The following is a 23542-nucleotide window of genomic DNA, read 5'->3' as shown; positions in this document are numbered from 1 at the left end:
CAAAACTCTTTTAAGGGCTCATACATCGTTCGTATCTAATTCCTTATCTTTCGATACCTATTCCATTAACATGACTAAAAAAGTTTATTACAAAGGAATCTGAGAAGTTTTTTCGATTTCAAATTTTATTTTTTTGTAAATTAAAGGAAAAATAATCCATATATATACGGATTATTTTCTTAGTGTAATCTGTATTGACCTGTTAACTGTTTTTCAACCATTCGAACTAAGCGTTTTGTAATCTCTCCACCGATCCGAACCATTTGTAGATGATGATGTATCAAGTCCCAGTGTTACTCCTAGTTCAAAAGCAATTTCATACTTCATTTGCTCAATAGTACTTGTAGTAGTAGAAATAAGAATTTCATTTGCATTACTTTCGTATCTTTGAATATTTATAAATAACATGTGCCTAATTATGCTATTTATGCATGAATAACCTAATTTCTTCTAGTATTTTTATGGGAACCCTTTCCCTCCCCTTTTTCTGCCAATTAAAGGACATGATAGTTATATCCATTGTTTAACAGAGAAATTATGTCATAAAACATAGTTTTTCCATCCACTAATTTTACTAATTTATTCTTTAACTCCTCCCCTTTTTCTTTAGCTTCATCAATTTCTAACAACATAGATTTTTTATTTGTCTGCTTAATGTATTGAGTATACAACTCTGAGAATTCTTTTTGTACTTCTTTGTTTAATACTGGTTTATATTTAATCATGTAAGTATCTTGTAACAATGAGCGTTTTAACAAACTATCTTCAATGAGATACGCTACTTTATTAAATAAATGTACATATAATTGAAAATCTCTTTTTCCTTACAAATTCCTTACATTCGAAATTGTTTCTATATTGATAGGATTGAAGTAGCGTCTGTGCTCGAAAGCGCAAACAAATAGATTACCTGCACAAGAAAAAGAATGGTGCACAGGTAATCTATTTGTTTTTGAGATTAATAAAAACCTAATTTATTTTTTGAATTCTTCCATCAATAACAGACTGAATTGGTTCTTTTGATTTTTTTATATAATCTACTAATGCTTCAAAATCAGTTGGTCCTGTTTCAGCATCTTTACCATTTTTAAAAGATACAAATCCATCTCCACCTGAAGCTAAAAATGCGTTCGCAACGACGCTGTAAGTTTTAGAAGGAATGATTTCTTCTCCATTTGTTAAGCGAATACTTGTTACTTTTTCTCCATTGGGCTTGTTCGCATCCCAAGTGTATTGGATCCCTGAAATTTGAAGCATTCTTGTTATGTCTTTTTGCCATTGTTGATTTAAAATATCACGAATGTCTTGACCTGTTAAATTTAATTTTATTAATTGATTTCCGAATGGTTGAATACCATATATCTCTCCCCATGTAATATCACCAGCATCTAAGTCATTACGAATACCACCAGGATTCATAAGTGCAATTTGGGATTGCATCGTTGCACGCTGGGCATCAGCAACTAAATTTCCAAGAGTAGATTCACCAGCCGTATTTAGTTTGCGATCTAGTGGAGCAATAGACTTACCTACAACTTCATTAACAAGAGGTGCGATTTTTGCTTGATATTTCTCCATCTTCTTCTTTATTTTTTTATCAGGCTCCATGCCTTCATGGTAAGTTGTAACAATTTCTGCTTTTTTCTCAACAATATCTTGTGTCTTACGATCAATCTTTACATCAACATCAGCAAAAGCCATACCATAAGAATTTGCTTGTACGACAAGTTTATTATTAACAGTTCCATTTACATAAGTGTGGCTATGCCCACCAAAAATAACATCAACTTCTGGATCAGTCTCATTTGCTAATCGGACAATATCACCATTTGTTACGCCGTTCCCATCTGTTGTACCTCCGTTATGCGCAAGAACAACGATAGATTTAACGCCTAGTTTTTGTAATTGCTTTACGGATTTGTTAATAGCTTCAACTTCATCTGTAATTTCTACATTCTTTAGCATAGTAGGCATAACAAGGTTAGGAACATCCGTTGTTACAACTCCGATAAATCCAACTGGAACTCCTTGCACCTTTTTTATAGTGAATGGTGGTAAAAATAAACGACCGGTGGATTTATTATAGAAATTTGCAGCAACATATGGGAATTTTGCTCCTTTAAAATTTCCTGTTTTCTCATGGTATCCACCATAAATAAGGCGGTTCATTTCCGCAACACCTTCATCAAATTCATGATTTCCTATCGTTCCAACATCGAATTTCAAATCATTTAGAAATTCAATGGTAGGTTCGTCTTGTAATAATGCTGAAACAGGAGTACTTGCTCCAACAACGTCGCCAGCATGTACTTTTAATGTATTCGGATTTTGTTTTTCACGATCACGTAAATAAGCCCCTAAGTACTCAATTCCCCCTGCATCTTTATTGTTAATTTTTTTTACTGTGTCTAGTTGCCCATGAAAATCGTTAATACCGAGCATTTGTACATCTATGTAGCGGTTTGGTTCTGTACTTGCTTGGGCTGAAGGCATAGCGAATACACTAGTAAAAGTAACTGTACTTAATGCTAAAGCAACTGGAATGATTTTTTTTAACATAAAATTTCTCTCCCCTAATTAAAATCTTACATAATACAATGTTATTTTAATATATTAAGAGGATTATTTCTATAAAAAATTCTACTAATTATAAAAATTAATAAGATTTTATCATTTCCCAACAAAACACTTCTTCTTCAAAAATGTGAAGATGTAAAACAACAATTTTAAGAGGAAGATGATTATTTGTAGGCTGTAGTCTACACTTTTGGATTAGGATATAAAGGCTCCCTCTCAACTTAAGAAACTTCACTACACAAACAAGAACATGTACATTTCTTTGTTTTGAGGATTATTCAAAATATTATCTTGATAGTAATATAGCAATCCCCCTAAGAGACCTAAAAAACTCTAATCCATAAATTTTAGCTGTTAAGAAGAATATTCAATTCGAAATTAATGAGTATTTTTTAAGTTAACATCCCAATATCAAAATTTAAAAATAAATAGAAATTTCGTAATGGAAGATTACGGTGGTGCACTACTCCGTATTTAAAAAGATGCTCCTGGATTTATCCAAGAGCATCTTTTATAAAGCTTTATTTTAACTTGTTTATAATTTATTAATTAACAATTATATAGTTGTAATTAGTCCTTTAAAAATGATAGGAGTGCTTCATTAAATTCTTTGGCATGCGTTGCATTTAACCCATGTGGACCACCCTTTATTAACGCTACTTTAGAATTAGGAATTGATTCATGTGTTAATTTCCCACTATATTCAAATGGTACAGTTGCATCTGAATCACCATGAATAATAAGAGTAGGTATATTAAACTGCTCCAAGTCTTTTCTAAAATCTGTCTTACTAAAGGCAGTAATACAATCAAGTGTTCCTTTAGGTGATGCACTGGCTGCAATATCCCAATTATATAAACGGAATGGCTCACTAACTAAATCTGTTCGATTACCAGCCGCGAAAAATCCCTTAGTAAATTCATCAAGAAATGCAAGGCGGTCATTTATCACACCACTTTTGAATGCTTCAATTGTTGCATCATCTAATGCCCCTTCAGGATGATCCTCTGATTTGTATAAATATGGAGGAACTGCTCCAGCAAAAACAGCCTTTTCAATACGATCTGTTCCATACGTACTAATATACCGGGCTACTTCGCCTCCACCCATAGAAAAACCAACAAGTGTGACATTTTGAAGCTCTAAATGTTCTAATAGTTGATGTAAATCAGAAGTAAAGGTATCATATTCATACCCTTCCCACGGCTGAGATGATTTTCCAAAACCTCGACGATCATACGTTATAACTCTGTATCCAGCCTCAACAAGAGCGGGAACTTGATATTCCCAAGATCGACCACTTAACGGCCAACCATGAATGAGTACAACTGGTTTTCCTATGCCATGATCCTCATAATATATCTCAATTGGTGCTTGATTTTCGGTTCCTACAGTAATTTTTGCCATTTTCCTACCTCCTTTAATATATATCCTTTTCTTCAATAATCCGGATGAATCTCATAACCTATTTATGCACATTTATATTGTGAACGCTAAGTATGAAACTCTATTGTTCCGATGAATTCATTTTCTGTTTATGGAACGCTTCCCCATCTCATACTTTTTTCATCACGAAGTATTTGCTGAACATTTCTCCTATTCAATTGTAATAACAAAAGTAGGTGACTATCAATATCGTTCTATCTATAGAATGTATAGGTAAAACCAATTCATTTTATAGTGAAAATAACTATAGTTACCACCTATACAAACTATAGATAATTTAGAATTGATTAACGAATCAGTTTTCAAATACTATAAATTTGTATAGCGCTTCATGTTCCGTGAATGCTGCTATAACCAATATTATTGGTCAGCTTAGTTATAAACGAAGAAACTTATGATAGTATTCGACTATTTAAACTTTCTTTGATTACTTAATTTTTAGGAGGAATACATAATGACTGATCTCTATTCTCGTATTAACAAAGATGATGCTCTCGTGCTTTTAGTAGATCATCAAACTGGTCTTATGTCCGGACTAGTACGTGACTATGGTGTTGATGAATTCAAGAACAATGTTTTAGCCCTTGCTCATACTGCTAAGTTTTTTGATTTACCAGTTATTTTAACAACAAGTTTCGAAAACGGGCCTAATGGACCTTTAATGCAAGAATTGGTTGATCTCTTTCCTCATGCACCAAAAATAGCTCGACCTGGACAAATTAACGCATGGGATAATGATGATTTTGTAAAAGCAATCGAAGAAACTGGAAAAAAACAACTTATCATCGCGGGCGTAGTTACGGACGTTTGTGTTGCTTTCCCAGCACTTTCCGCTATAAAAGCTGGATATGAAGTATTTGCTGTTACTGATGCTTCAGGAACTTTCAGTAAACAAGTTGCAGATGCTGCCAATACGCGTATGGCACATAATGGCGTACAACTTATGAACTGGTTTAGCGTAGCTTGCGAATTACAACGCGATTGGCGCAACGATGTCGAAGGTTTTGGCAATTTGCTTGCTAGCAATCTTCCAGGCTATCAAAATATAATTGGAAGCTATAGGGGAGCTCAACGAGATCTTAGTAAGCAAAATGTATAAGTGTATTCCAAGGAAATAGCTTTAAATCACTTTTTAAAGTAGATAGTATAAATTTAGTGCTGATTAAATCAGCACTAAATTTTACATTAAAAAGTATAGCAGTGTTTTAATTGACAGAAAATATATTATTTTCGATAAACAATTAAAAAAGGAGCGTTTTATTATGAGTAAGTTAGAATTGTTAAATCCGGAGAACAGTGCATTAATTTTGATTGATTTTCAACCCCAAATGACTTTTGGAGTTGCAAGTATTGATAGACAAACATTGATTAATAACGTTATGTTGCTTGCTAAATCAGCAAAAACTTTTAACGTACCTACTATTCTTACTACAGTTGAGACACGCAGCTTTTCTGGTTATTTTTGGCCACAAATTCTTGACATATTCCCAAACCATGAAATTATAGAACGCAGTTCAATGAACTCTTGGGAAGATCCAAAATTTGTTGAAGCAGTTAAAGCAACAGGTAGAAAGAAATTAATATTTGCAGCACTTTGGACTGAAGTTTGCCTTGCATTCCCTGTGCTTGAAGCAATGAAAGCTGGCTATGAAGTGTATGCAGTTGATGATGCTTCAGGTGGTACTAGTCTGACAGCACATAACGCTGCTATGCGTCGTGTAGAACAAGCTGGTGCAATTCCAGTGACAGCAATTCAAGTTTTACTTGAATACCAACGTGACTGGGCACACAAAGACACTTATGATGCTGTAATGGAAATTGTAAAGGAGCACACTGGCGCTTATGGTCAAGGAGTAGAATACGCATATACTATGGTGCACGGCGCGCTTCCAAGCAGGAAAATATGAAACAAGAAGGAGTAGCTGTCGAAGAGACTTATACAGGGAACACGATGGATGCTGCTGATCCAGTAACAACGATTGTTACATGGGAAATTCAACAAGGTAAAGAAAAACAGTTTGAAACATGGAGACATGAAATCGAAGCTGCCGCTACTAAATTCCCAGGGCATTTAGGTGTAAATCTAATAGTCCCAAATAACGAATCGAGAGAGTATACTGTTATTTTTCGCTTTGATACGTATGAGCATCTACGTGCTTGGCAAGAATCAGACATTCGCCGGGATTTGTTAAAAACGGCAGAACAATTTCAAGTTACTAATCCGAGTTACAAAACTGAAAGTAGTTTGGCTTATTGGTTTGTTACTCCGAAAACGCCAGTTCCACCGCCAAAATGGAAAATGTCTATCGTTACCCTTTTGGGTGTATGGCCTCTTAGCATGTTAGTTCCTAAAGTGATAGGACCTATTATAAAACATATGAATCCTATTATGTCGGCCTTTTTTGTTTCAGTATGTATAGTGTCCTTGCTATCATGGGTAGTCATGCCGATTTTCGGTAAATTATTTCATCCATGGTTACAAAATAATAGAAAGTAGACGAGGTGTGAACATGAATTTACCGGATATGATCTTATATAACGGAAAAATTACTACCCTTGACCCTTCTCAGCCTGAGGTATCTGCTATCGCCATAACTGATGGTTTAGTCACTGCAGTAGGTGGAGATGAGCTTCTTAATAGTGCCACGGAAAAAACAAAAAAAATAGACCTTAAAAGAAAGAGAGCTATTCCAGGCCTGAATGACTCTCATATACACGTTATTCGTGGTGGTCTGCATTATAATATGGAATTACGTTGGGAAGGCGTGCCATCACTTTTTATTGCTCTAGAAATGCTCAAAGAACAGGCAAGGCGTACACCTGCTCCTCAGTGGGTAAGGGTAGTTGGAGGTTGGTCTGAATTTCAATTTAAAGAGAGACGGTTGCCAACTTTGGAAGAAATTAATGCCGTTTCTGAAGACACTCCTGTCTTTGTGCTACATCTTTACGATAGAGCACTTGTAAATCGTGCTGGGCTGCATGCACTGGGATATACAAAAGATACACCAGACCCTCCAGGCTGCTTAATTGAGCGGGACAAACGAGGTAATCCAACGGGCCTTTTAATTGCGAATCCTAACGCTTCTATTCTTTATTCAAGTTTGGGTAAAGCACCAGCACTTAATTTTGACGACCAGATTAATTCAACTCGCCATTTTATGCGCGAATTAAATAGATTAGGTATTACAAGTGCTATTGACGCAGGTGGTGGATTCCAAAATTATCCTGATGATTACAAAGTTGTTGAACATTTAGCCGAGAAGGAACAATTAACTTTGCGTATTGCTTATAATCTATTTACGCAAAATCCAAATCATGAATATGAAGACTTTGCTTCATGGGCAAAAATTGTTTCTCCAGGTCAAGGAACTGATAAGTATAAAATGAATGGTGCCGGAGAGATGTTAGTATTCTCAGCAGCCGATTTTGAAAAATTTCAAATGCCACGGCCTGAACTAGCTACGATGATGGAAGCTGACTTAAAGAAAGTAATTTCTCTATTGGTGGAAAACCGTTGGCCCTTCCGTTTACATGCAACTTATGATGAGTCAATCACACGTTTCTTAAATGTATTCGAGGAAGTTAACAGTGAAATTCCTTTTAATGGTCTACGATGGTGGTTTGATCATGCAGAAACAATCTCAGATCGTAGCATGGAACGTGTTAAGGCTTTAAATGGAGGTATTGCCATCCAAGACCGCATGGCTTTTCAAGGTGAATACTTTGTTGATTTATACGGAAAGGAAGCTGCAAAGCGTACTCCTCCGATTTATCGTATGTTAGACCTTGGTATACCTGTTGGCGCCGGTAGTGATGCAACTAGAGTTTCCAGCTATAACCCTTGGGTCGCTCTTTATTGGATGGTTGCCGGAAAAACCATTGGTGGACTTTCGATATACGATGAAAAAAATAAACTGGATAGAAAAGTAGCCCTGGAATTATATTCAAAAGGAAGTGCGTGGTTCTCTGGTGATGAAGGTAAAAAAGGAACCCTTGCAGTAGGTCAGTTTGCTGATCTTGCTGTATTGTCTGCTGACTACTTTACTGTGCCAGAAGAAGAAATCAAGAACCTTGAATCATTACTCACAATTATGGGCGGACAGGTTGTGTATGGAAATGATGAATTTAAAAATTTATCACCTGAATTGCCGCCAGCATCACCTGACTGGTCACCGACGGGCGTTTATGGTTATGGCGGTGCTAACCTAGCCAACACTATACTTTCTCACGATGCCCATGATAACAAGTTACATAGTTGCAGTAACCCTCTCCATCAACACACTCATACCGTAATAGGAAAAGATGGAACTAAATGGGGTATTGGTTGTACTTGCTTTGCTTTCTAAATCAAAACCACCGGTATAATGCCGGTGGTTTTCTTTATGCAATAAGGATATGTAAAAAGAAATAGCAGTATCTCCCTAATGGAATCTATTACTATGTGATAAAACCGAAGAGTTAATTAATTAACTTGACTTATTTTTAACAGCCTTCTCCCCTTGCAAAGTCTGCCCTTTTTTCCTTAAGTAAAAGTCAATGATATTCCCATTTGAATCGATCACACCACACATATAAAGTCAATGCCCTTTGACTGTAATTTAGCTCTTACCCCAAGGATTATGTATCATTTTTAATTCTCACACTATAATCATTATTATTTCTATTATACTAATACTTTTTCAGGATCATGTAACTTCTGCATAAAGATACGTGCTGCAAAACTTAAAAATTTATCATCAAAGTGAATAAGATTAATATCTTGCCTTGGTGTTGGATCAATAATACGAACTATGCTCAAAGTATCATTATTAACAAAGTCAACTAGTGAAAGAGGTATTATAGCAACCCCATGTCCATTGCATACAAGGCTCAATAGAGAAATGGAAGATTTTGTTTCTATATTTACTTCAGATAAAGATAGCCCTAAACTCTCACAATATATTTTAATAGTTTCACGACAACTACATGAAACCATTATTCTACTGAGCCCTACTAATTCTCTAAAAGAAACAAATGATGTTTCATTCAAAGGATGGTTTTTGGGAATGACAAGGACAAGCTCTTCGCTATACAAAAGGGTACTTGTTAATGTGTCTGGAATTTGAGCACTACGCGTGATGCCTATATCAATATTTTTATCAACGATTTGATTTACAGCAACTTCGGATTCTATAATTTTTACAACGATGTTGGGATAATGTTGTTGAAACTTCATAATATAAGGTGTTAAATAAGTGAGATCCTCTAATAAACCTCCTATAGTAATTACACCTCTTTTTACACCCTTTAATTCAAAAATTTCATTATAAACGTCATCAAATTGTTGCATGATAAATTTTCCTTTATCAAATAGCAGCTTACCCGCTTCTGTCATTTTGATACCTCTTCCAACTCGATGAAACAAAGGTGTATCAAGTTCACCTTCTAACACACGGATTTGTTGACTTAAAGTCGGCTGTGAAATACCTAGAACTTCCGCAGCTTTAGTAAAACTATTATTATTACAAACTTGAATAAAGTACTCTAAATGACGTAATTCCATTCTTGATACCCACTCCCACTCTCCGCTTTATGAAAGATTTATAATGAAAAGGACAATATGTATACGTTATGCATAACAACTATCTTTCCTACTATATCAATTGCAATTACATAATTTCTTTATTTTGTACTACAATACATTTACTACTATTTATTAATTTTCCCTCCTATTTATTTAATTTATATTTAATTAGGATATTACTAAACAGAAATAACATCTAAAAACTTACACTTTCTGTGCGTAATATCCTAACTTTTTCAACTGTTTACTTATCATTTTTTCTCAATATAGTCCAAACTACCAAATATTTGCCGAATCCCCTCTTTATGCTGAGGAAAAATTAGTGTCACCAATTCAATACTTTCTGAAATAATTGATGCATACGTGACACGGCGGTCTTTAGGACATGGTTTCACCTCTTCTTTTCCAACCTATCCACTACATACGTGATACAAAAACTTGCAAGTAATATTTTGTCCCCAATTTTTTTATAGGCTGATCAGCTTTACTGTATAGTAGCTCAAGCACTGCAAATTCAGTTGCATTAAGTCCATAAATTTTTAGATCCTTTTCAATACGTTTAGTGATTGGCTGTAATTCCCTTGATAATATAACAATTAACTTTAAAGATAAGCTCTCATCGTTAATCACGCTCACAATTACCAATCCTTTACAAATTACCTTGAATTCGAGATTTATTATATTATCGTCAAAATATTATGTCAATCATTCATTTTAGCTTTATCAAGCCACTTATAATTTATTTCTCAACATAAGACATATGGAATCGTTAGAAAATAACTGTTAATATATAGATATCTCAATTACGTTATTTTTTAGAGGGCTTGTTGTCTAGCGCAAGCTCTCTTTTTTCATAGTCTAAATGGAATTCGGACACATTTTATATGGTGAGTTTTGCCCTCTTTTAGCGATAGAGACAAAAAATCTGGTTGTGATGTAAAAACTTCAAAATAACCGCAAATAATCTATAAAACTCAGACATATCAATGAATACGCATTCAAGCGATTCCGATCCACAATGCTACACTCCATCCACCTCAAGCGTATGCCCATCCTCCGACAAAGGGTCCAACAGCACCACCCAAAAAGAAAATAGACATGAATAATCCATTTAAGCGACTACGCACTTCTGGTTGCAAAGAGAAAATCAAACGTTGACTTAAAACTGGCGGAAGAATATCGTACTCGATGTTTCCGCCCCGTCGACTGCAAGCAAAGCAACTTCTAGAGAGGGGAATTCAAAGAGGAGAATTGAAAGAAAACCTTGATATTGAATTATCCATCGATCTCATTTACGGACCAATTTTTTATCGGTTGCTAGTAACCGGTGATAAGTTGGATGATTCCTATGTACATCACTTGGTAACAAGCGCATTCGATGGAATACGATTAACATGAATAACATTCGAAAAAAGAATTAAATGCGCCTTCCTCATATACGAATAAAATTTCGCTTAACTTAATAAATAAAATATCTAATTATTTAAGCAGATGTATATGAATCGGTCCCCCACATACATCTGCTTAAGAGTTGAGAATTACCCTAAATGAATGAACATGCAAAAAAATTTATTCTGAGGATTTTACGATATTTTATTTAATCGAAATGTGACATAACTCCTAATATTAGTTTTATTAAGACGCAAGCTCCCTCTCTTCTATTTTTTAATTGAATATTTTAGGTTTATAATGATTTATTTTTAGAGATAATTACCTAATTTATTAACTTATTTTAGAGTAAAAATTAGGAGAAGCCTATCGTGACAGACTCCTCCTAAAAAACAACCGTTATATACATATGGAAAATAAATTTATTTTATTAATAATGAATATTCACCAGTGTTATCATCAAATTTATACACATTCAAATAATATTTCCCTGGTTTCGCTACGAATTTTCCCTTTATAGCATTTCCTTCATCTTCACCACAAACTACGTAATTTTGCATGTCTGATTCATGATAAAGTACCCATGTCATCCCAATGTTTTGTTCATTTACCACAGAAATATCTACTTCTTTTGGAACTGTAACATCAAACGTATAAACATCTGTTTGATCAGGAGCAATCAGATTTCCTTTTACAAGCTTATTAAATGGGAGTACCTTTTCCTCTTCAAGGGATTCACCTGTTTGCGGATCTTGTTTTACAGTAACTTTTGTTTGTTCTTTACTTTCTTTTCCTCTACTATCTTTCACAGTTAGTTCCACAGTATATGTTCCTTTTTCCCCATATACATGGGTAGGGTTGGCTTCAGTACTTGTTGTACCATCTCCAAAGTTCCATAGATAAGAAATAATTTTTCCATTTTCACTTTCTGTACCATCACTATGGAATTGAATTCCTTCATTTACTATCCCGCTATATGGTCCATTCATATTTACTATAGTCGTTGTTTTTTCTTTTTCCTCTGTTGCAACACCATGGAAAACAATATCATATTCAAATTGATTGGCTGCATTCACACGATAGTTAACAAAATAGGCTGTAACTGTTTTATAGCCGCTCCATCCTGTTTGAGACAACTGCTCCAAGGTTTGATTGACTTGTTTACTCATTGTTTTCCAGTCTTCAGACTCACCTTTTGATGTACTACCTATGTACTTGCCTTCTACAGTAAATGTGTTAAAAAATTGAGACTCATGTTTTGTGATTTTTGCATCTTTTATATTAGTTACATCGACAATTTCTTTCTTCACTTCAGCTAACGGCTTAGGTGCATGTTGTATTAAGTAATCATTTGTTACTTGTGGTACATTGTATTTATCTTGATTATCAATCAACTGCTGCATATACGTTTGATATTCTGTATTCAGCTGTGCATCTTTACTTAATGCTTCACGATACGCGTCATAATTTTTCACATCGTTTGCACGGATTAAATCCTGAATCTTATCAAAGGTTTCAAAGTGGTGATTATATAGATAAGACTGTAGTGCAAAGGAATAATTATAAAAATCCCATGATCCATATTTTGCGAACAAAGTTTGCTTTGCAGTATAACGGCTTGCCGGATCAGATGATAAGCCACTTATAATACTTTTACGTGGAACAACATTATTTGTACGTGTAGATCCTGCAAAGAATTCTGCATTCCCTTCTTGGAACCAAGTTAAGCGTTCATTTTGATATAGTTCTCCACTCCCAAATAAACCAGGAACCTCGTATCTTCCTTGTAAATAATGAGTGAATTCGTGACGGAATAACTCTTCTAGACTATAAATACTCTGTTTTGGTGTACGCTCATATGTAAAGAAAGTACCCTTCTCTTCAATATAAATACCGCCGTTGTTCGTTTCATATCCATATAATTGTCTATTTAATTGATAATCATCTGGATTATTATAAATTACAATTGTCAGCACATCATCTGCGTTACCTGGTTCTAGTGCTTTATCATTTCCAATTACACGGTGATATTGTGCCTTTACTTCTTTGGCTGCCCAATATAACCTTTTAATTTTCTCTTCTGTTACTTTATCGCCTGTCTTAAAAACAATAGATCCATCATCAAATGTATATGTTTTAGGTAAGTATTGTAACTTCCCTTCTTCACGTATTTTCTGTAAATCTACTGTATTTCCATCATAATCTTTTCCACCGTAGTTTGTTTTGATTTGCTCTACCGCTATAAAATAAGGTCCACTTAGGCGAGGATACATATTCATCGCTTGTGTAATAACTTCCAATCCTTTGTTTGGATTGCTATGAAATTTCCCTAAACGTCCTGCATAATAAATCCCATTATTAATTAGCCAACTATTCTCAGTTGTTAAATTCCGTATGAGAGCAATTCTACTAATCTCATTTATAAAATTATCAATTTTTCCATACCACATTGTTGCATTAGGTTTTTTATTCGTTTCCTGCAAATAAGACTGTAGATCATAATCAATACCTTTTACAATTTCATATACAGCTTGTTCTTTCGTATAATTTTTAGCATACATAGAAAGGTTATCATTAAACTGTTTTAAAATATTTGCTGCATACTGTACTGTTTCAGCATCACTAGAAGCATTACTAATTAACTTTCCATACGCAACTACTACTCTATCTTGCTCAGCTGTACCTAATGTAAAGTTTGGATTTTTTGCAATTGCTTTTAATGATGGTAAACATTTGTCATGGAAGCTTCTCTCTTTTAAGTAACCTACTTCATTATTAAAATATCCCACATAAAAAGCAGAACGTAATACTTCAACAAAAGTTTCAATTCCCTTTGAATCCTCTTTCGTAAAAGATGTCCCTCTTTGTCCTAATTCATCAATGATAACGTTCATACGTTCTTTATTTTGATAAAAAGCTTTCGTATCTTGATTGAATTGAAATAAGTCTGTAATTTGATTCCATGAAACTCTTGATAGCGTATCAATGAATTGACTATCAGGCATTTTATTCAATTCTGCCAGAGTATAGCTTTGCTTTAATTGCCTTTCATCATGTTTCATCACCGAAGTAGGTCGTTGTGAAAAATCGCCTACTTTTAAACGCTCTTCAAAAGTTAAAGTTCCATCCGCTTTTGTAGCATGTGCAATTTCATCTTTTAAAGTTTCTGTCCCAATCGGTTTCATCTGTAACGTATTATAGGGTGCTTTTTCTTCTGCGGATACCTGTGTTTGAATACTTCCAAATGATAATGCCATCGTACTAATACCGATCATCATTTGAGTAAATTTTAAATTCTTGTTCATAACATTTCCTCCATTTATATATTCCACCCAAAAATATAACATTTTATTTTAATAAATCATCATAAAATGTATTATTACATATTGTTTAATATGTATTTCTGTATAAATTAATATTAAATAAAGCATTATTGAATCTCTTTCTTTTTCCATACATACTCATAAATTGAGTAAACTTTTTGTTTGGAATTTACAGGTTCGTTGCACGAAACCAGACTCTCTGGCAAGATTTCTTAAGATGTTCGGGGATAAATAACATTGAATTTCTTGAGCAAATAGTTGTAGTTCATCAGATACAAAAATAGACATAAAAAACGCTATCCTTTCCTATGATTCTAGAGAAAGAATAGCGTTTTTTTACTCGTTCAGTACTTAGTAGGTATAACTTTTTATATTTCAAATGACTTTTCTCTCTAAAATTATTTTTCATACAAATTTTCAGATTCTAAAAAATCTATAAATTTCTTATAATGTGTCACTGTTCTTTCTAAAGCAATCATTAAAACAAATATAAAATAAATTGCTTGAATTCCATTCATATAATTAAAGAGTGATTCAAATATATATACAATACTTGCAATCATAGAACAAAACCATAAATAAAATTTCATTTTCAGTTTTTTAATTTTTTGCTTAGTTGTCTTACAAGGCTGGCCATGAACTCTTATAAACAAATAAATTGCTGTATGCAAAATAATAATTGAAAATTGGAAACTTCGATTGTCCTCCGAACTAAATTCAGAGAAACCTATTTCTAATGAATGTAATACTATCCAAATAGAAAACAAAGATAGCACGAAGACATATAAAAAACCAAATAATAATTCAAAAATAAATAACCAAGGTTTATTTAATATTGAGTAAAATGGATTTAGATATTTTATGGTTAATAAAAATTTCTTCACTAAATCAGTAATAATAATTGATGTATTAGTTATATTCATATAGAAAAGTAATGTTATTGGAACCAATAACATTATAGCAATGCCCCAAATGGTAATCTTAATACCGGATAAAAAGAAAACAGCTCCAAAAATTACAACTGAAAAAATAAAAGTTGATATTGGAACAAACATTAAAAATATAAGAGTTCTTATTAAGATTAACTCCCCTAAAAAATCTTTTATTATGAAAACATGTATTTTTTCCTCCTTGTAATTCTTCACAGTTTCAACTATTTCTTTCTCGGATAAAAGAAAATACTTCAATCTATTAAACATAAAAAAACTCCTTTATATTAATTTAAAAAAGATTGCCCTCTGTATGCTACAGAGGGCAATCTTTCTTGATGATTAAAATATATACCCAACTGTTAGCAAATATATTAAAAGACATTGTCATCAATTCACTTTAAATTTCACTTCTGGGTATTTGGAGTCCAATTTTTCAAGCGCAGAGCTATCGTCTACCTGTTTCACATATCGATCAAAAAAAGCGAGACTGAATTCGTTTATAATACGGTGAACGTATCTTGGATCTTCATCTAAGCTTCGTAACAAAGGAGAGAACAAATGAAAATCAGTGAAACTCGTATGATTGGTATGGGGAATAACCATTGACATGCCACCACCTGCAAGTGCATGGTCACTACGAACTTTTCCCTCTAAAAAATCTTCCGTGGAATCATCACTAGTCTCTGCATTCATAATCAAAAACGGTTTTCCAACTCTAGATTTCGGAACATTTTCCCCATATAATGTACCATCCATATTGATGGCTGCTTTGACACGGGAGTCTTCCACTAACACTTGCGCAGCTGTAGCTCCACCATAAGAATGTCCAAACATTCCAATTCGGGATGTATCCATTCTTCCTGTAAAGCGATTATCTTTATCGCTTTGGTTAAGCTTCTCTATTTGATTAAGTACAAAAACAACATCTTCCTTCCATAATTTGATATGGCGATCTCGTTCGGCAAAATCAGTTAAATTGATCGACTGTACAAAAGCGGTTCTGCCATCTGGAAAGACGGTAGCTGCAGCATCATAGGTATGATCAATTCCTACGACGATGTAACCTTGGCTGGCCAACTCCTCCACCTCAAACGTGTTTTGATTGCGAAAACCGCTTAAACCATGGGAAAAGAGTAGGACCGGATAACGTTCCTCTGAATCTGACAATTGAGCTTCCATGAATGCATTCGACTTCATCAAGCCTAGATGATGAAACGCGAATGCTGGAATAGACAATGATTTTTCCAACCCCTTGGCAATCTCATCCGAGTTATGGATATAAGGTGCGCGATTCATCTCTCCTTTTTCTTTTGCAGGATACCAAACCTGAACCATCAGCTCGCGCCGGCCGTTCAAATCTTTCATATAAGGTTCTTCTCGATTATAATCAATCCAATGATAAAGTGTAGTACCAACCTTGAAGGGACCGCTCGTTTTTTCAAATAAAACTACCGGCATGAGGGAAGGAAGCATGACCGCAATAGTCAAATAAATGACCAGTAGCGATGTCTTGACTGTGAATGCCCCACAACTTTTAACGTTCTTTTTTGATTCAGCAAATAGATAGCAGCTTGTTAAAATAAATGGGGACAAATAAGCAGGAATCATCTGCCAGCGATACCCTTCTACGATAAGCTGCACACCAACCACACAAAAGGCAACTGTTAGAATGAAGACAGACCATTGTTTTATTTTCTCACTAAAAAACAATATACAGCCTAGAATACTAAAATTCACAATGATTATAACAGTCTCAAAAAAATCCATTTACATTCCTCCTATACCCGTATTTTATCTTCAAGGACATCCCAGCCAAATTGAAAAAACAATTTAAAATTACAAACTTTTCGTTTCCATCTCTGATTACCTTAATTCGTACCTTCAGTACCGAAAAATTATTTTTGGTACTCATTTTATATTATACCGAAATCTTCCAGACTGTAAAGTATAATTACCCTTAAGTAAAATCGACATAAAGTGAAACTTTAATCAGCCCTCACCAATCGGACTTTTATGGGCAGTTGATCTCCCACCTAAATTCTTTGCTTTCACTGAATTTTGAGGTAGGAATCTTACTGCCCATTAAAGCGGGATAAAAATAAAAAATGAGCGAGGCTACGTTAACCTGTATGGTTATTGTGACCCTACTCATTTTTTATGTAGAAGTACTATTTAATCCTTACTTGTGATTCCATGCAATATGATATCGGCCATCATTGCAAGTGACTCTTGTAGAGTAATTTGGTTAGAGGCTATACTCCCCTGTTCAAAAATTGATTTCATTAACGTTTTGAGTGTTTGGATTAGCACTGGAATGTCCATTGAACGTAAAACACCGCTATTGATGCCCTCTTCAACTAGCCCAGTAATTACCTCCCATTCTTCATTTATGCCTTGTTCTATTTTTGCCCACTGCTCTGGATGGTAACGTCGCAGTTCAATCAGTAAACGTACGAAGCTGTGCTGAAAATCCTTAGGCACAATTAAAAGAATCCCTTTTAATTTTTCCGGTATGGTCAAATTCGAATTATCGATAATTTCCCGAAAACGTATTTGGGCTTCTTCATTTATTTGCTCAACTACATAACCAATAAGCTCGTCCTTAGATGGAAAATGCTCGTAAAGCGTACTTTTGCTTACACCTAGATCACGAGCTAAATCACTCATTGTGAATTTTATTCCCCTTACATGAAAAAGCGCAATAGCAGTTTTGGCAATCCGATCTTTCATCATTTATTCACCTCATACCAAAATAGTAAAGTTATTATCTCTCCAGTACTATAATAGTACTTCGAGTACAAGAATAGTTTAACTTTTTATTTCTTGAAGGTCAAACGTGATGAAGATGATGACATTTCACCTCATAGCCTTTAAATGAAAATATTATGTTTTTTATGGAAACCAAGTTTATTTTTATCATTGCGGGGACATCAAAACTTTAACTTGATAGGGATATGGCACTACCCCAATTAATAAATATTATTAACTATATGTCTATCATATTTTTTATAAACAGGACTAATTAGATTTAAAAAAAGACTTCTTTTTCTTTACTCGTAATAAATCACCTGTCCATCCTTTGAATCGCATATACATATACATACCCGCTGTTGTGAAAATAATAAATAAGAGAGCGATTAAATAGCTATATTTCCATTCTAGTTCAGGCATGTATTTAAAATTCATACCCCATAATGCTCCTAAGGCTGTCAAAGGCGTACTCACAGCAGTTAATACAGTAAGAGCTTTCATAATTTCATTCCCACGATGAGAAGAAACAACTTCTTGCAAATGAATCATCGTGTCTAATTCTTCTTGGTACTCTTTAACAAGTTGTAATCCACGCTCTAATTTTACGTGTGTTTGTTTATAACAAAGGGTGTTTGTTAGTTTTTCTAACCAAGCTTCCTCCAAGCCTTGTAACACTTCTTGTATTAAGCGAAACACATGTGTGTTCATAAATAATTCATGACGAATATGATAAATCCTTTCTAAAACTGCTATGTTATTATAATGATAAAAATCCCATAACACATTTCTGAAATTGTTTTCAAAATAGTCAACCTTTCGTAAATAGTGAGATATAAATATCGATAAGATGGCACATAGTCCTTCAGCGGAACTATTACAATTTTTTATACCTATAGGGAATTTATGTATTAATTCTTGAAAATCTTCTTCCTCTTTTTCTTGGACCGTTATCAGTATCCCATGAGCTACGAAATAATGAAGAAATTTTTGAATTTTGGCGTCCTTTTTATCTTGATCATATAAAAACGAACCATATACACAAGTTTGACTTGGTGATAACGTATAAACATATAATCCATTTTCACAAGGAGAACTTATTTTCTTTACAAATTGAGGGAAATAAGATGTTACATCACGGGGGATTATAGAAGAAATTTCTTCAAGCTCACTAGTTTTCACATGATACCAACTCCATTTCGTCATTTTTATGCATTCCATATTATTCTTCCTTTCTAAATAGTTTTATGTTTGATCGAATCATATCCGTAATATGAAATTTGTATGTAGGTATCCATATCTTGGAGGAAAAGTTTTTAAATCATCTAAATTACAAAATAAATGCATAGGAGGTCTTATTCTTTAAAAAGGAAGACCCCCTATATATTAGTTATTTTTATTCTCAATTTTAAACATTTCCTCTATACAAGCACTTTTTATCTTTTCTTATTTATATTTGGAAAAGAAGCCACACAATTTGGCACGTCTATTCAACGAACTCCATTTCGGTCGTCATTATAATTTGGATTTATATGCAGATTGATTGGTGATGTCCTCAAATACTTGACTTCCAATAATATAGTATCCATGAAGCGCGGCCTCTTTTGAAGCGTCTACCATACGGAAAGAAACAATTTCACCTTGCATTTTTTCAATTTGTTTTTTGTGGAGATCTACTACTCCTCCTGTCCAAATAATAGTATCATACTGGTCTAACTTAAATTGTTCTTGTAATACACGCATGATGTCTTGGAAATGTGTATCCAACTCTTTTTGAATTAAAATATCCACCTGACTTGTCTCATAATTTTCTTCTTTATCTCCATATCCTTTTTCTAATATTTTTGGCATGTCATTAATATGCAATTGATTACTTTCACCCGCATGATTCTGCAGGATATTCTTAATATTTTTCAAAGGCTTGCTACATCCTAGTTCCGTCTCATAATGATTTAAAATGACATTCTGTTTCATATCTGTCATTTCTAATGTACGAAATCCACCATCAATAATTAAGATGCGATCTTGTTCCTGAATGATTCCCTCTTTTAAGAAATAGGCATGTAAAGCGATCGGTTGCTGAAGAATCAAAGCATTTTCAACCGTAATATTAATAAATTTCCCATCAATTTGTACGGAAGTTTCTTTTTTTAGTGCACGTTGTAATTGCTCATGCTGACTACCAAAACAAGTGACTGGAAGCCCGGTAACAACTAAAGGTAACACGACATTTTCTTTATAATCCTTTGCAATGCAACCAAATATTTGTTGTTTAAACTGTTCGCTTTCATAATAATTTTCTATTTCTTCGTCAAATGGAGGAAGAAATGAAGCGTCAGATTGATGTGCTTCATTTCCCATGTAGTATGCAAAGTCTAAGTCTATAAAACTTACCTTTGTTAAATCTTCACTTTCAGCATGATTAGGTACAGGAGCTAGTGTGGCAGCTTCACTCTTAATCGTCACCTCAGAATCTACATCCTGTCGATATGCCCGCTTAGTAAAACCAATTCCTACATCAATTGCATACAGAGATTTCATACTTTTTTCCTCACTTTCTCTTTTTAGAATTAAATCTAAGCACTCTCTTCTTTCCCTTCTTTCACATATTTCTTTTCATTTTCCGTTTTTTCTCCGTCTAGGTTCTTACTATTTTGTTTTATTTCATTATCCTTTTCATCTTTTTTCTTTTTGTTATTTTCGTTTTCTGTTAAATCTTTAATAGTAGAAATGACAACCGGTGTGGCTGTAAGCAGTTGTGGTAATGTTTGTTTTGCAACATTAGCTGCAGTTACAGAGAATTGTTTACTTGTCTCGGTTACCTTCTCTAATGTTTCCTTTATGTTTCCTTCTTGTAGTTTGTCTTTTACGCTTTTTCCTTTTGTTTGTATAGCTTTCCGATTTTCTTTTTTTAACAGAGATACCATGACTCCGGTCGTAATCCCAATCACAGCATATTTAAATATTGTATGTTTCATTTTTCTCACCCTTCTCTACTTTTATTTTCTTCCATGCTACAACCTAAAATAATTAACTTATCTATTTATCAGATATTGCAATCTATTAGAGAGAATGATAGTTTTGCGGCTGCCTATCACTCGCCGTTAGTGTTTCATCTGTTACTAGAAGTAAAATTCTCCCTTGATCTAGTTTTTCTTCATATAAGTTAGCTTCCTCCTTCGACAACCCCATTTCCTCCATTTGATTTCGGAGCTCGTCCCTTTTTTGGAGAAAAAGTTGATAATACTTGTGCCCAATCCTTGTTCTTTTACTCCAATCGTATTTGTGTTTGTATCATCCGCAATCTTTTTTGTTATATGTTTTTCATGTGTTAAGACGTAAATGTCATCTTGGTGAATCCCTTGCAATTCTAGCTCTTTTACTTTCATAACTACTTCCTGTTCATTTTGATATTCATAAACCACCGGTTTTCTTTCATTCTTATGCATCGTATTTTTCCTCCCTTAGATTTTTTATTTTCTTATTTAGTTGTTATGTAATATGTAATACACCTATTTTAAAGATGTTAAACCTAAATTTTCAAAAAACTTCACATAATAGGTTATTAATGTTTTTGAATATCAAGGAAATGTCACGAGCACTTTGCTTTGATAACAGTGTTACAAATAACGCTTTATTTGGAAGACAAGCCTATTGTTTTATAGAAAATTTCGATTTAAAAAAGTTACAAAAGGAGTACAAGATATTTTTTTCGTTAATTAAATCAAAGGAAAATAAAAAAACACTCTTTTTAAAAGAGTGCTAAAAAACATATACCCTAATAATGTTTCTAGTTTAATTACAGAAAGAAAGTCTTTATTAAAACATATAGTTGCTAATTTAATTGCGATCTTCCTTGCACCCAAGCAGCAATATCATTTATAACATACTCAAGAATATTAGCAGGACTATAATATTCATCCGGTTTACTTATTTCTCCATCCCCTTCTGTAAAGAAATGATTTAACTTTGGATATAGTCGATAATCAATGTTATCTCGTTCTTTTAATTGTTCTTTCCATAGAGAGATTTCGATTTTCGATTGAACTTGATAGTCTCTTTCACCTTGAATAATAAAAAGCGATGTCTTTTGTTCTTTTGACATTTCTGCTGCTTTAATTTTTCGGATGGAATTCTTACTTCACAGAATTTTTTGCTGTTTTCACTATATACTTACTATACAAATGAAAATATACAACGATACTAAATATACAAACTTTGCATAAAAAATGATTTTATAGCCTCTTTTTAATATCCATGCCCACTTTGCCAGCCACCGTGTCCACCTTGCCAACCACCGTGTCCGCCTTGCCAACCACTGTGTCCGCCTTGCCAACCACCGTGTCCACCTTGCCAACCACTATGTCCGCCTTGCCAACCACCGTGTCCACCCGGCCAACCACCGTGTCCGCCTTGCCAACCACCATGTCCACCTTGCCAACCACCATGTCCACCTTGCCAACCACCGTGTCCGCCTTGCCAACCACCGTGTCCACCCGGCCAACCACCACCGTGCCCGCCTTGCCACCAGCCTACATAGCCTTGTCTCTGTGAGTTCATTCCTTCGCATCCCTTCTTATTAAAAATTCAAATACTGTAACTGGGTATTCTCTAAATATAATTATGTATCCAAAAAATAAATGTATCCGCAAACATCTCGATTATCGGTAAAGTAATTATCTAATGAAAAAACATTTATCATTGCAAATCTAAGCTCTATTGTTTTTTACTTTTTTTAAAAAAAATTCCGCTATTTTATTAGCATACTTTTTAGATTCAAATTCGTCATAGTTACTTAGTATTGCAACAGACAAATCATTACTTGGGATCATTTTTCAACATTACATCAGAATCCATAGCTGGGCTTTAGTTATACAATGAAAAACGATACTTCACTATTGAAATATCGCAAAAAACTATTTATTTACATTATTATGATTATAATCCTATCCGGTATTAGTTAATCACCTATAATTGCAACAGGGCTAAACGATTCATAATGAATCAATTCCTTTGGTACTTCCCATTTATACAAAATTTTAATACTAGCTTCCATAAAAGGAAGAGAACCGTATATATAAATTTGCTTCCTTGGTAGCAATATTTCTCTATTTAAACAAACTGCAAGTAACCACTCATCCTTAGAATGAGTGGTTACTCGGTATTTTTATATAAAGAGCCATAAAAATAATGTCAGCATACGAACCATCTTTGAACCTAATTTGGTTTATTTCCCCATCTTCGGTTTACACCACCGACCGACTCTCTAAAAGAAAAACTACTTTTACTCTTTCCTTTTATCGTTTTCACACAATATACATTTTAATTATCATCACTTTACAATAACTCTGTGTATTTATCAAGGGATGTTTTTTAAAATAAAATATATTCATAATTAATTCACAAAATACATTTTCTAATATATATAAGGAGATCTAATTTCATCTAGAAATGTTGTGTTTTGCATAAAAGCCACGAAGATATAAATAAAAAATAATACGATTTGCACGAAAGAATAACCATACAATGTTATCCCTCCTTTAAACACCTATTTAAGAAAAACT

At 33.8% G+C, this 23542-nt stretch carries 15 protein-coding genes and 10 pseudogenes; 6 read left to right on the top strand and 19 right to left on the bottom strand.

Annotated features, from left to right (window positions below; genetic code table 11):
- Positions 1-179: 179 nt before the first annotated feature.
- The 4 genes and pseudogenes from B9A45_RS13960 to B9A45_RS13945 all read right to left on the bottom strand — a co-directional run bounded on the left by B9A45_RS13960 (position 180) and on the right by B9A45_RS13945 (position 3984).
- Positions 180-399 (bottom strand): annotated as a pseudogene (locus B9A45_RS13960) (alpha/beta-type small acid-soluble spore protein).
- A 98-nt stretch (positions 400-497) separates the two neighbouring features.
- Positions 498-803: pseudogene (locus B9A45_RS13955) on the bottom strand (nucleotide excision repair endonuclease); the annotation flags it as partial.
- 166 nt (positions 804-969) lie between these two features.
- A complete protein-coding gene (locus B9A45_RS13950) occupies positions 970-2559 on the bottom strand; it encodes a bifunctional metallophosphatase/5'-nucleotidase (protein WP_084064153.1) in 1590 nt (529 codons plus the stop codon).
- A 588-nt stretch (positions 2560-3147) separates the two neighbouring features.
- Positions 3148-3984, bottom strand: a complete 837-nt coding sequence (locus B9A45_RS13945) for a bromoperoxidase (protein ID WP_084064152.1) — start codon at positions 3982-3984, stop codon at positions 3148-3150.
- A gap of 493 nt (positions 3985-4477) precedes the next feature.
- Between B9A45_RS13945 and ycaC the strand changes: the two genes are divergently transcribed.
- The 4 genes from ycaC to B9A45_RS13925 all read left to right on the top strand — a co-directional run bounded on the left by ycaC (position 4478) and on the right by B9A45_RS13925 (position 8369).
- Positions 4478-5122 carry an isochorismate family cysteine hydrolase YcaC gene (ycaC, locus tag B9A45_RS13940; protein ID WP_000131206.1) on the top strand — a complete coding sequence of 215 codons (645 nt, stop codon included), beginning with the start codon at positions 4478-4480 and terminating at the stop codon, positions 5120-5122.
- A gap of 163 nt (positions 5123-5285) precedes the next feature.
- Complete coding sequence (locus B9A45_RS13935; RefSeq protein ID WP_000039941.1) at positions 5286-5930, top strand: hydrolase; 645 nt, start codon at positions 5286-5288, stop codon at positions 5928-5930.
- On the top strand, positions 5927-6520 hold the full coding sequence (locus B9A45_RS13930; RefSeq protein ID WP_000806851.1) for an antibiotic biosynthesis monooxygenase: 594 nt from the start codon (positions 5927-5929) through the stop codon (positions 6518-6520). The genes B9A45_RS13935 and B9A45_RS13930 overlap by 4 nt, the downstream gene beginning before the upstream one ends.
- Before the next feature lie 13 nt (positions 6521-6533).
- Complete coding sequence (locus tag B9A45_RS13925) at positions 6534-8369, top strand: amidohydrolase (RefSeq protein ID WP_001052852.1); 1836 nt, start codon at positions 6534-6536, stop codon at positions 8367-8369.
- A gap of 317 nt (positions 8370-8686) precedes the next feature.
- Here the strand turns inward: B9A45_RS13925 and B9A45_RS13920 are convergent, their stop codons facing one another.
- From B9A45_RS13920 to B9A45_RS13905, 3 genes and pseudogenes are all read right to left on the bottom strand, one after another.
- Positions 8687-9565, bottom strand: a complete 879-nt coding sequence (locus tag B9A45_RS13920; RefSeq protein WP_000423200.1) for a LysR family transcriptional regulator — start codon at positions 9563-9565, stop codon at positions 8687-8689.
- Between the two features lie 225 nt (positions 9566-9790).
- Positions 9791-10222, bottom strand: a pseudogene (locus B9A45_RS32695) (MarR family transcriptional regulator).
- Positions 10223-10623: 401 nt separating this feature from the next.
- Positions 10624-10752: pseudogene (locus tag B9A45_RS13905) on the bottom strand (MFS transporter); the annotation flags it as partial.
- Here B9A45_RS13905 and B9A45_RS13900 point away from each other — a divergent pair.
- Positions 10749-10984: pseudogene (locus tag B9A45_RS13900) on the top strand (TetR-like C-terminal domain-containing protein); the annotation flags it as partial. The pseudogenes B9A45_RS13905 and B9A45_RS13900 sit on opposite strands and share 4 nt — an antisense overlap.
- A gap of 413 nt (positions 10985-11397) precedes the next feature.
- Here B9A45_RS13900 and colA read toward each other — a convergent pair.
- The 9 genes and pseudogenes from colA to B9A45_RS13860 all read right to left on the bottom strand — a co-directional run bounded on the left by colA (position 11398) and on the right by B9A45_RS13860 (position 21427).
- Positions 11398-14280 (bottom strand): collagenase ColA, encoded by a 2883-nt coding sequence (gene colA / locus B9A45_RS13895; protein WP_001038982.1) that lies wholly within the window; start codon positions 14278-14280, stop codon positions 11398-11400.
- A 159-nt stretch (positions 14281-14439) separates the two neighbouring features.
- A pseudogene (locus B9A45_RS31635) lies at positions 14440-14586 on the bottom strand (IS4 family transposase); the annotation flags it as partial.
- Positions 14587-14696: 110 nt separating this feature from the next.
- Positions 14697-15497 (bottom strand): hypothetical protein, encoded by an 801-nt coding sequence (locus tag B9A45_RS13890; RefSeq protein WP_000483298.1) that lies wholly within the window; start codon positions 15495-15497, stop codon positions 14697-14699.
- A gap of 120 nt (positions 15498-15617) precedes the next feature.
- Positions 15618-16997, bottom strand: coding sequence for an alpha/beta hydrolase family protein (locus B9A45_RS13885; protein ID WP_084064151.1), 1380 nt, complete (start codon positions 16995-16997; stop codon positions 15618-15620).
- A 405-nt stretch (positions 16998-17402) separates the two neighbouring features.
- Entirely contained in the window at positions 17403-17963 is a 561-nt protein-coding gene (locus B9A45_RS13880) for a TetR/AcrR family transcriptional regulator (protein WP_000974054.1), read from the bottom strand.
- Between the two features lie 285 nt (positions 17964-18248).
- Entirely contained in the window at positions 18249-19199 is a 951-nt protein-coding gene (locus B9A45_RS13875; RefSeq protein WP_000388913.1) for a magnesium transporter CorA family protein, read from the bottom strand.
- Positions 19200-19493: 294 nt separating this feature from the next.
- Positions 19494-20519: a ParM/StbA family protein gene (locus tag B9A45_RS13870; protein WP_000839455.1), complete on the bottom strand. Its 1026-nt coding sequence runs from the start codon at positions 20517-20519 to the stop codon at positions 19494-19496.
- Between the two features lie 35 nt (positions 20520-20554).
- Complete coding sequence (locus B9A45_RS13865) at positions 20555-20956, bottom strand: hypothetical protein (RefSeq protein WP_000683226.1); 402 nt, start codon at positions 20954-20956, stop codon at positions 20555-20557.
- Between the two features lie 85 nt (positions 20957-21041).
- Positions 21042-21427 (bottom strand): annotated as a pseudogene (locus B9A45_RS13860) (general stress protein).
- 119 nt (positions 21428-21546) lie between these two features.
- Here B9A45_RS13860 and B9A45_RS32690 point away from each other — a divergent pair.
- Positions 21547-21701 (top strand): annotated as a pseudogene (locus B9A45_RS32690) (acyl dehydratase).
- A 112-nt stretch (positions 21702-21813) separates the two neighbouring features.
- Here B9A45_RS32690 and B9A45_RS13850 read toward each other — a convergent pair.
- The 3 genes and pseudogenes from B9A45_RS13850 to B9A45_RS33220 all read right to left on the bottom strand — a co-directional run.
- Positions 21814-22113, bottom strand: a pseudogene (locus tag B9A45_RS13850) (hydrolase); the annotation flags it as partial.
- A 113-nt stretch (positions 22114-22226) separates the two neighbouring features.
- The gene (locus B9A45_RS13845; protein WP_001088228.1) at positions 22227-22538 is read right to left on the bottom strand and encodes a hypothetical protein; all 312 of its coding nucleotides are present in this window, start codon (positions 22536-22538) and stop codon (positions 22227-22229) included.
- 149 nt (positions 22539-22687) lie between these two features.
- Positions 22688-22792 (bottom strand): annotated as a pseudogene (locus B9A45_RS33220) (D-alanyl-D-alanine carboxypeptidase); the annotation flags it as partial.
- Positions 22793-23542: the final 750 nt, after the last annotated feature.

It is taken from the genome of Bacillus sp. JKS001846 (assembly GCF_900176455.1).
Lineage (GTDB): Bacteria > Bacillota > Bacilli > Bacillales > Bacillaceae_G > Bacillus_A > Bacillus_A cereus.
This window is presented reverse-complemented; position numbering and strand designations above follow the sequence as displayed.

Excerpts from the sequence above, each read along its gene's own strand:
- B9A45_RS13885 (WP_084064151.1), bottom strand. The coding sequence starts at position 16,997 with ATGGATTTTTTTGAGACTGTTATAATCATTGTGAATTTTAGTATTCTA.
- B9A45_RS13890 (WP_000483298.1), bottom strand. The coding sequence starts at position 15,497 with ATGTTTAATAGATTGAAGTATTTTCTTTTATCCGAGAAAGAAATAGTT.
- B9A45_RS13865 (WP_000683226.1), bottom strand. The coding sequence starts at position 20,956 with ATGAAACATACAATATTTAAATATGCTGTGATTGGGATTACGACCGGA.
- B9A45_RS13945 (WP_084064152.1), bottom strand. The coding sequence starts at position 3,984 with ATGGCAAAAATTACTGTAGGAACCGAAAATCAAGCACCAATTGAGATA.
- B9A45_RS13935 (WP_000039941.1), top strand. The coding sequence starts at position 5,286 with ATGAGTAAGTTAGAATTGTTAAATCCGGAGAACAGTGCATTAATTTTG.
- B9A45_RS13920 (WP_000423200.1), bottom strand. The coding sequence starts at position 9,565 with ATGGAATTACGTCATTTAGAGTACTTTATTCAAGTTTGTAATAATAAT.
- colA (WP_001038982.1), bottom strand. The coding sequence starts at position 14,280 with ATGAACAAGAATTTAAAATTTACTCAAATGATGATCGGTATTAGTACG.
- B9A45_RS13845 (WP_001088228.1), bottom strand. The coding sequence starts at position 22,538 with ATGAACTCACAGAGACAAGGCTATGTAGGCTGGTGGCAAGGCGGGCAC.
- B9A45_RS13870 (WP_000839455.1), bottom strand. The coding sequence starts at position 20,519 with ATGAAATCTCTGTATGCAATTGATGTAGGAATTGGTTTTACTAAGCGG.
- B9A45_RS13930 (WP_000806851.1), top strand. The coding sequence starts at position 5,927 with ATGAAACAAGAAGGAGTAGCTGTCGAAGAGACTTATACAGGGAACACG.
- B9A45_RS13875 (WP_000388913.1), bottom strand. The coding sequence starts at position 19,199 with ATGGAATGCATAAAAATGACGAAATGGAGTTGGTATCATGTGAAAACT.
- B9A45_RS13925 (WP_001052852.1), top strand. The coding sequence starts at position 6,534 with ATGAATTTACCGGATATGATCTTATATAACGGAAAAATTACTACCCTT.
- B9A45_RS13950 (WP_084064153.1), bottom strand. The coding sequence starts at position 2,559 with ATGTTAAAAAAAATCATTCCAGTTGCTTTAGCATTAAGTACAGTTACT.
- B9A45_RS13880 (WP_000974054.1), bottom strand. The coding sequence starts at position 17,963 with ATGATGAAAGATCGGATTGCCAAAACTGCTATTGCGCTTTTTCATGTA.
- ycaC (WP_000131206.1), top strand. The coding sequence starts at position 4,478 with ATGACTGATCTCTATTCTCGTATTAACAAAGATGATGCTCTCGTGCTT.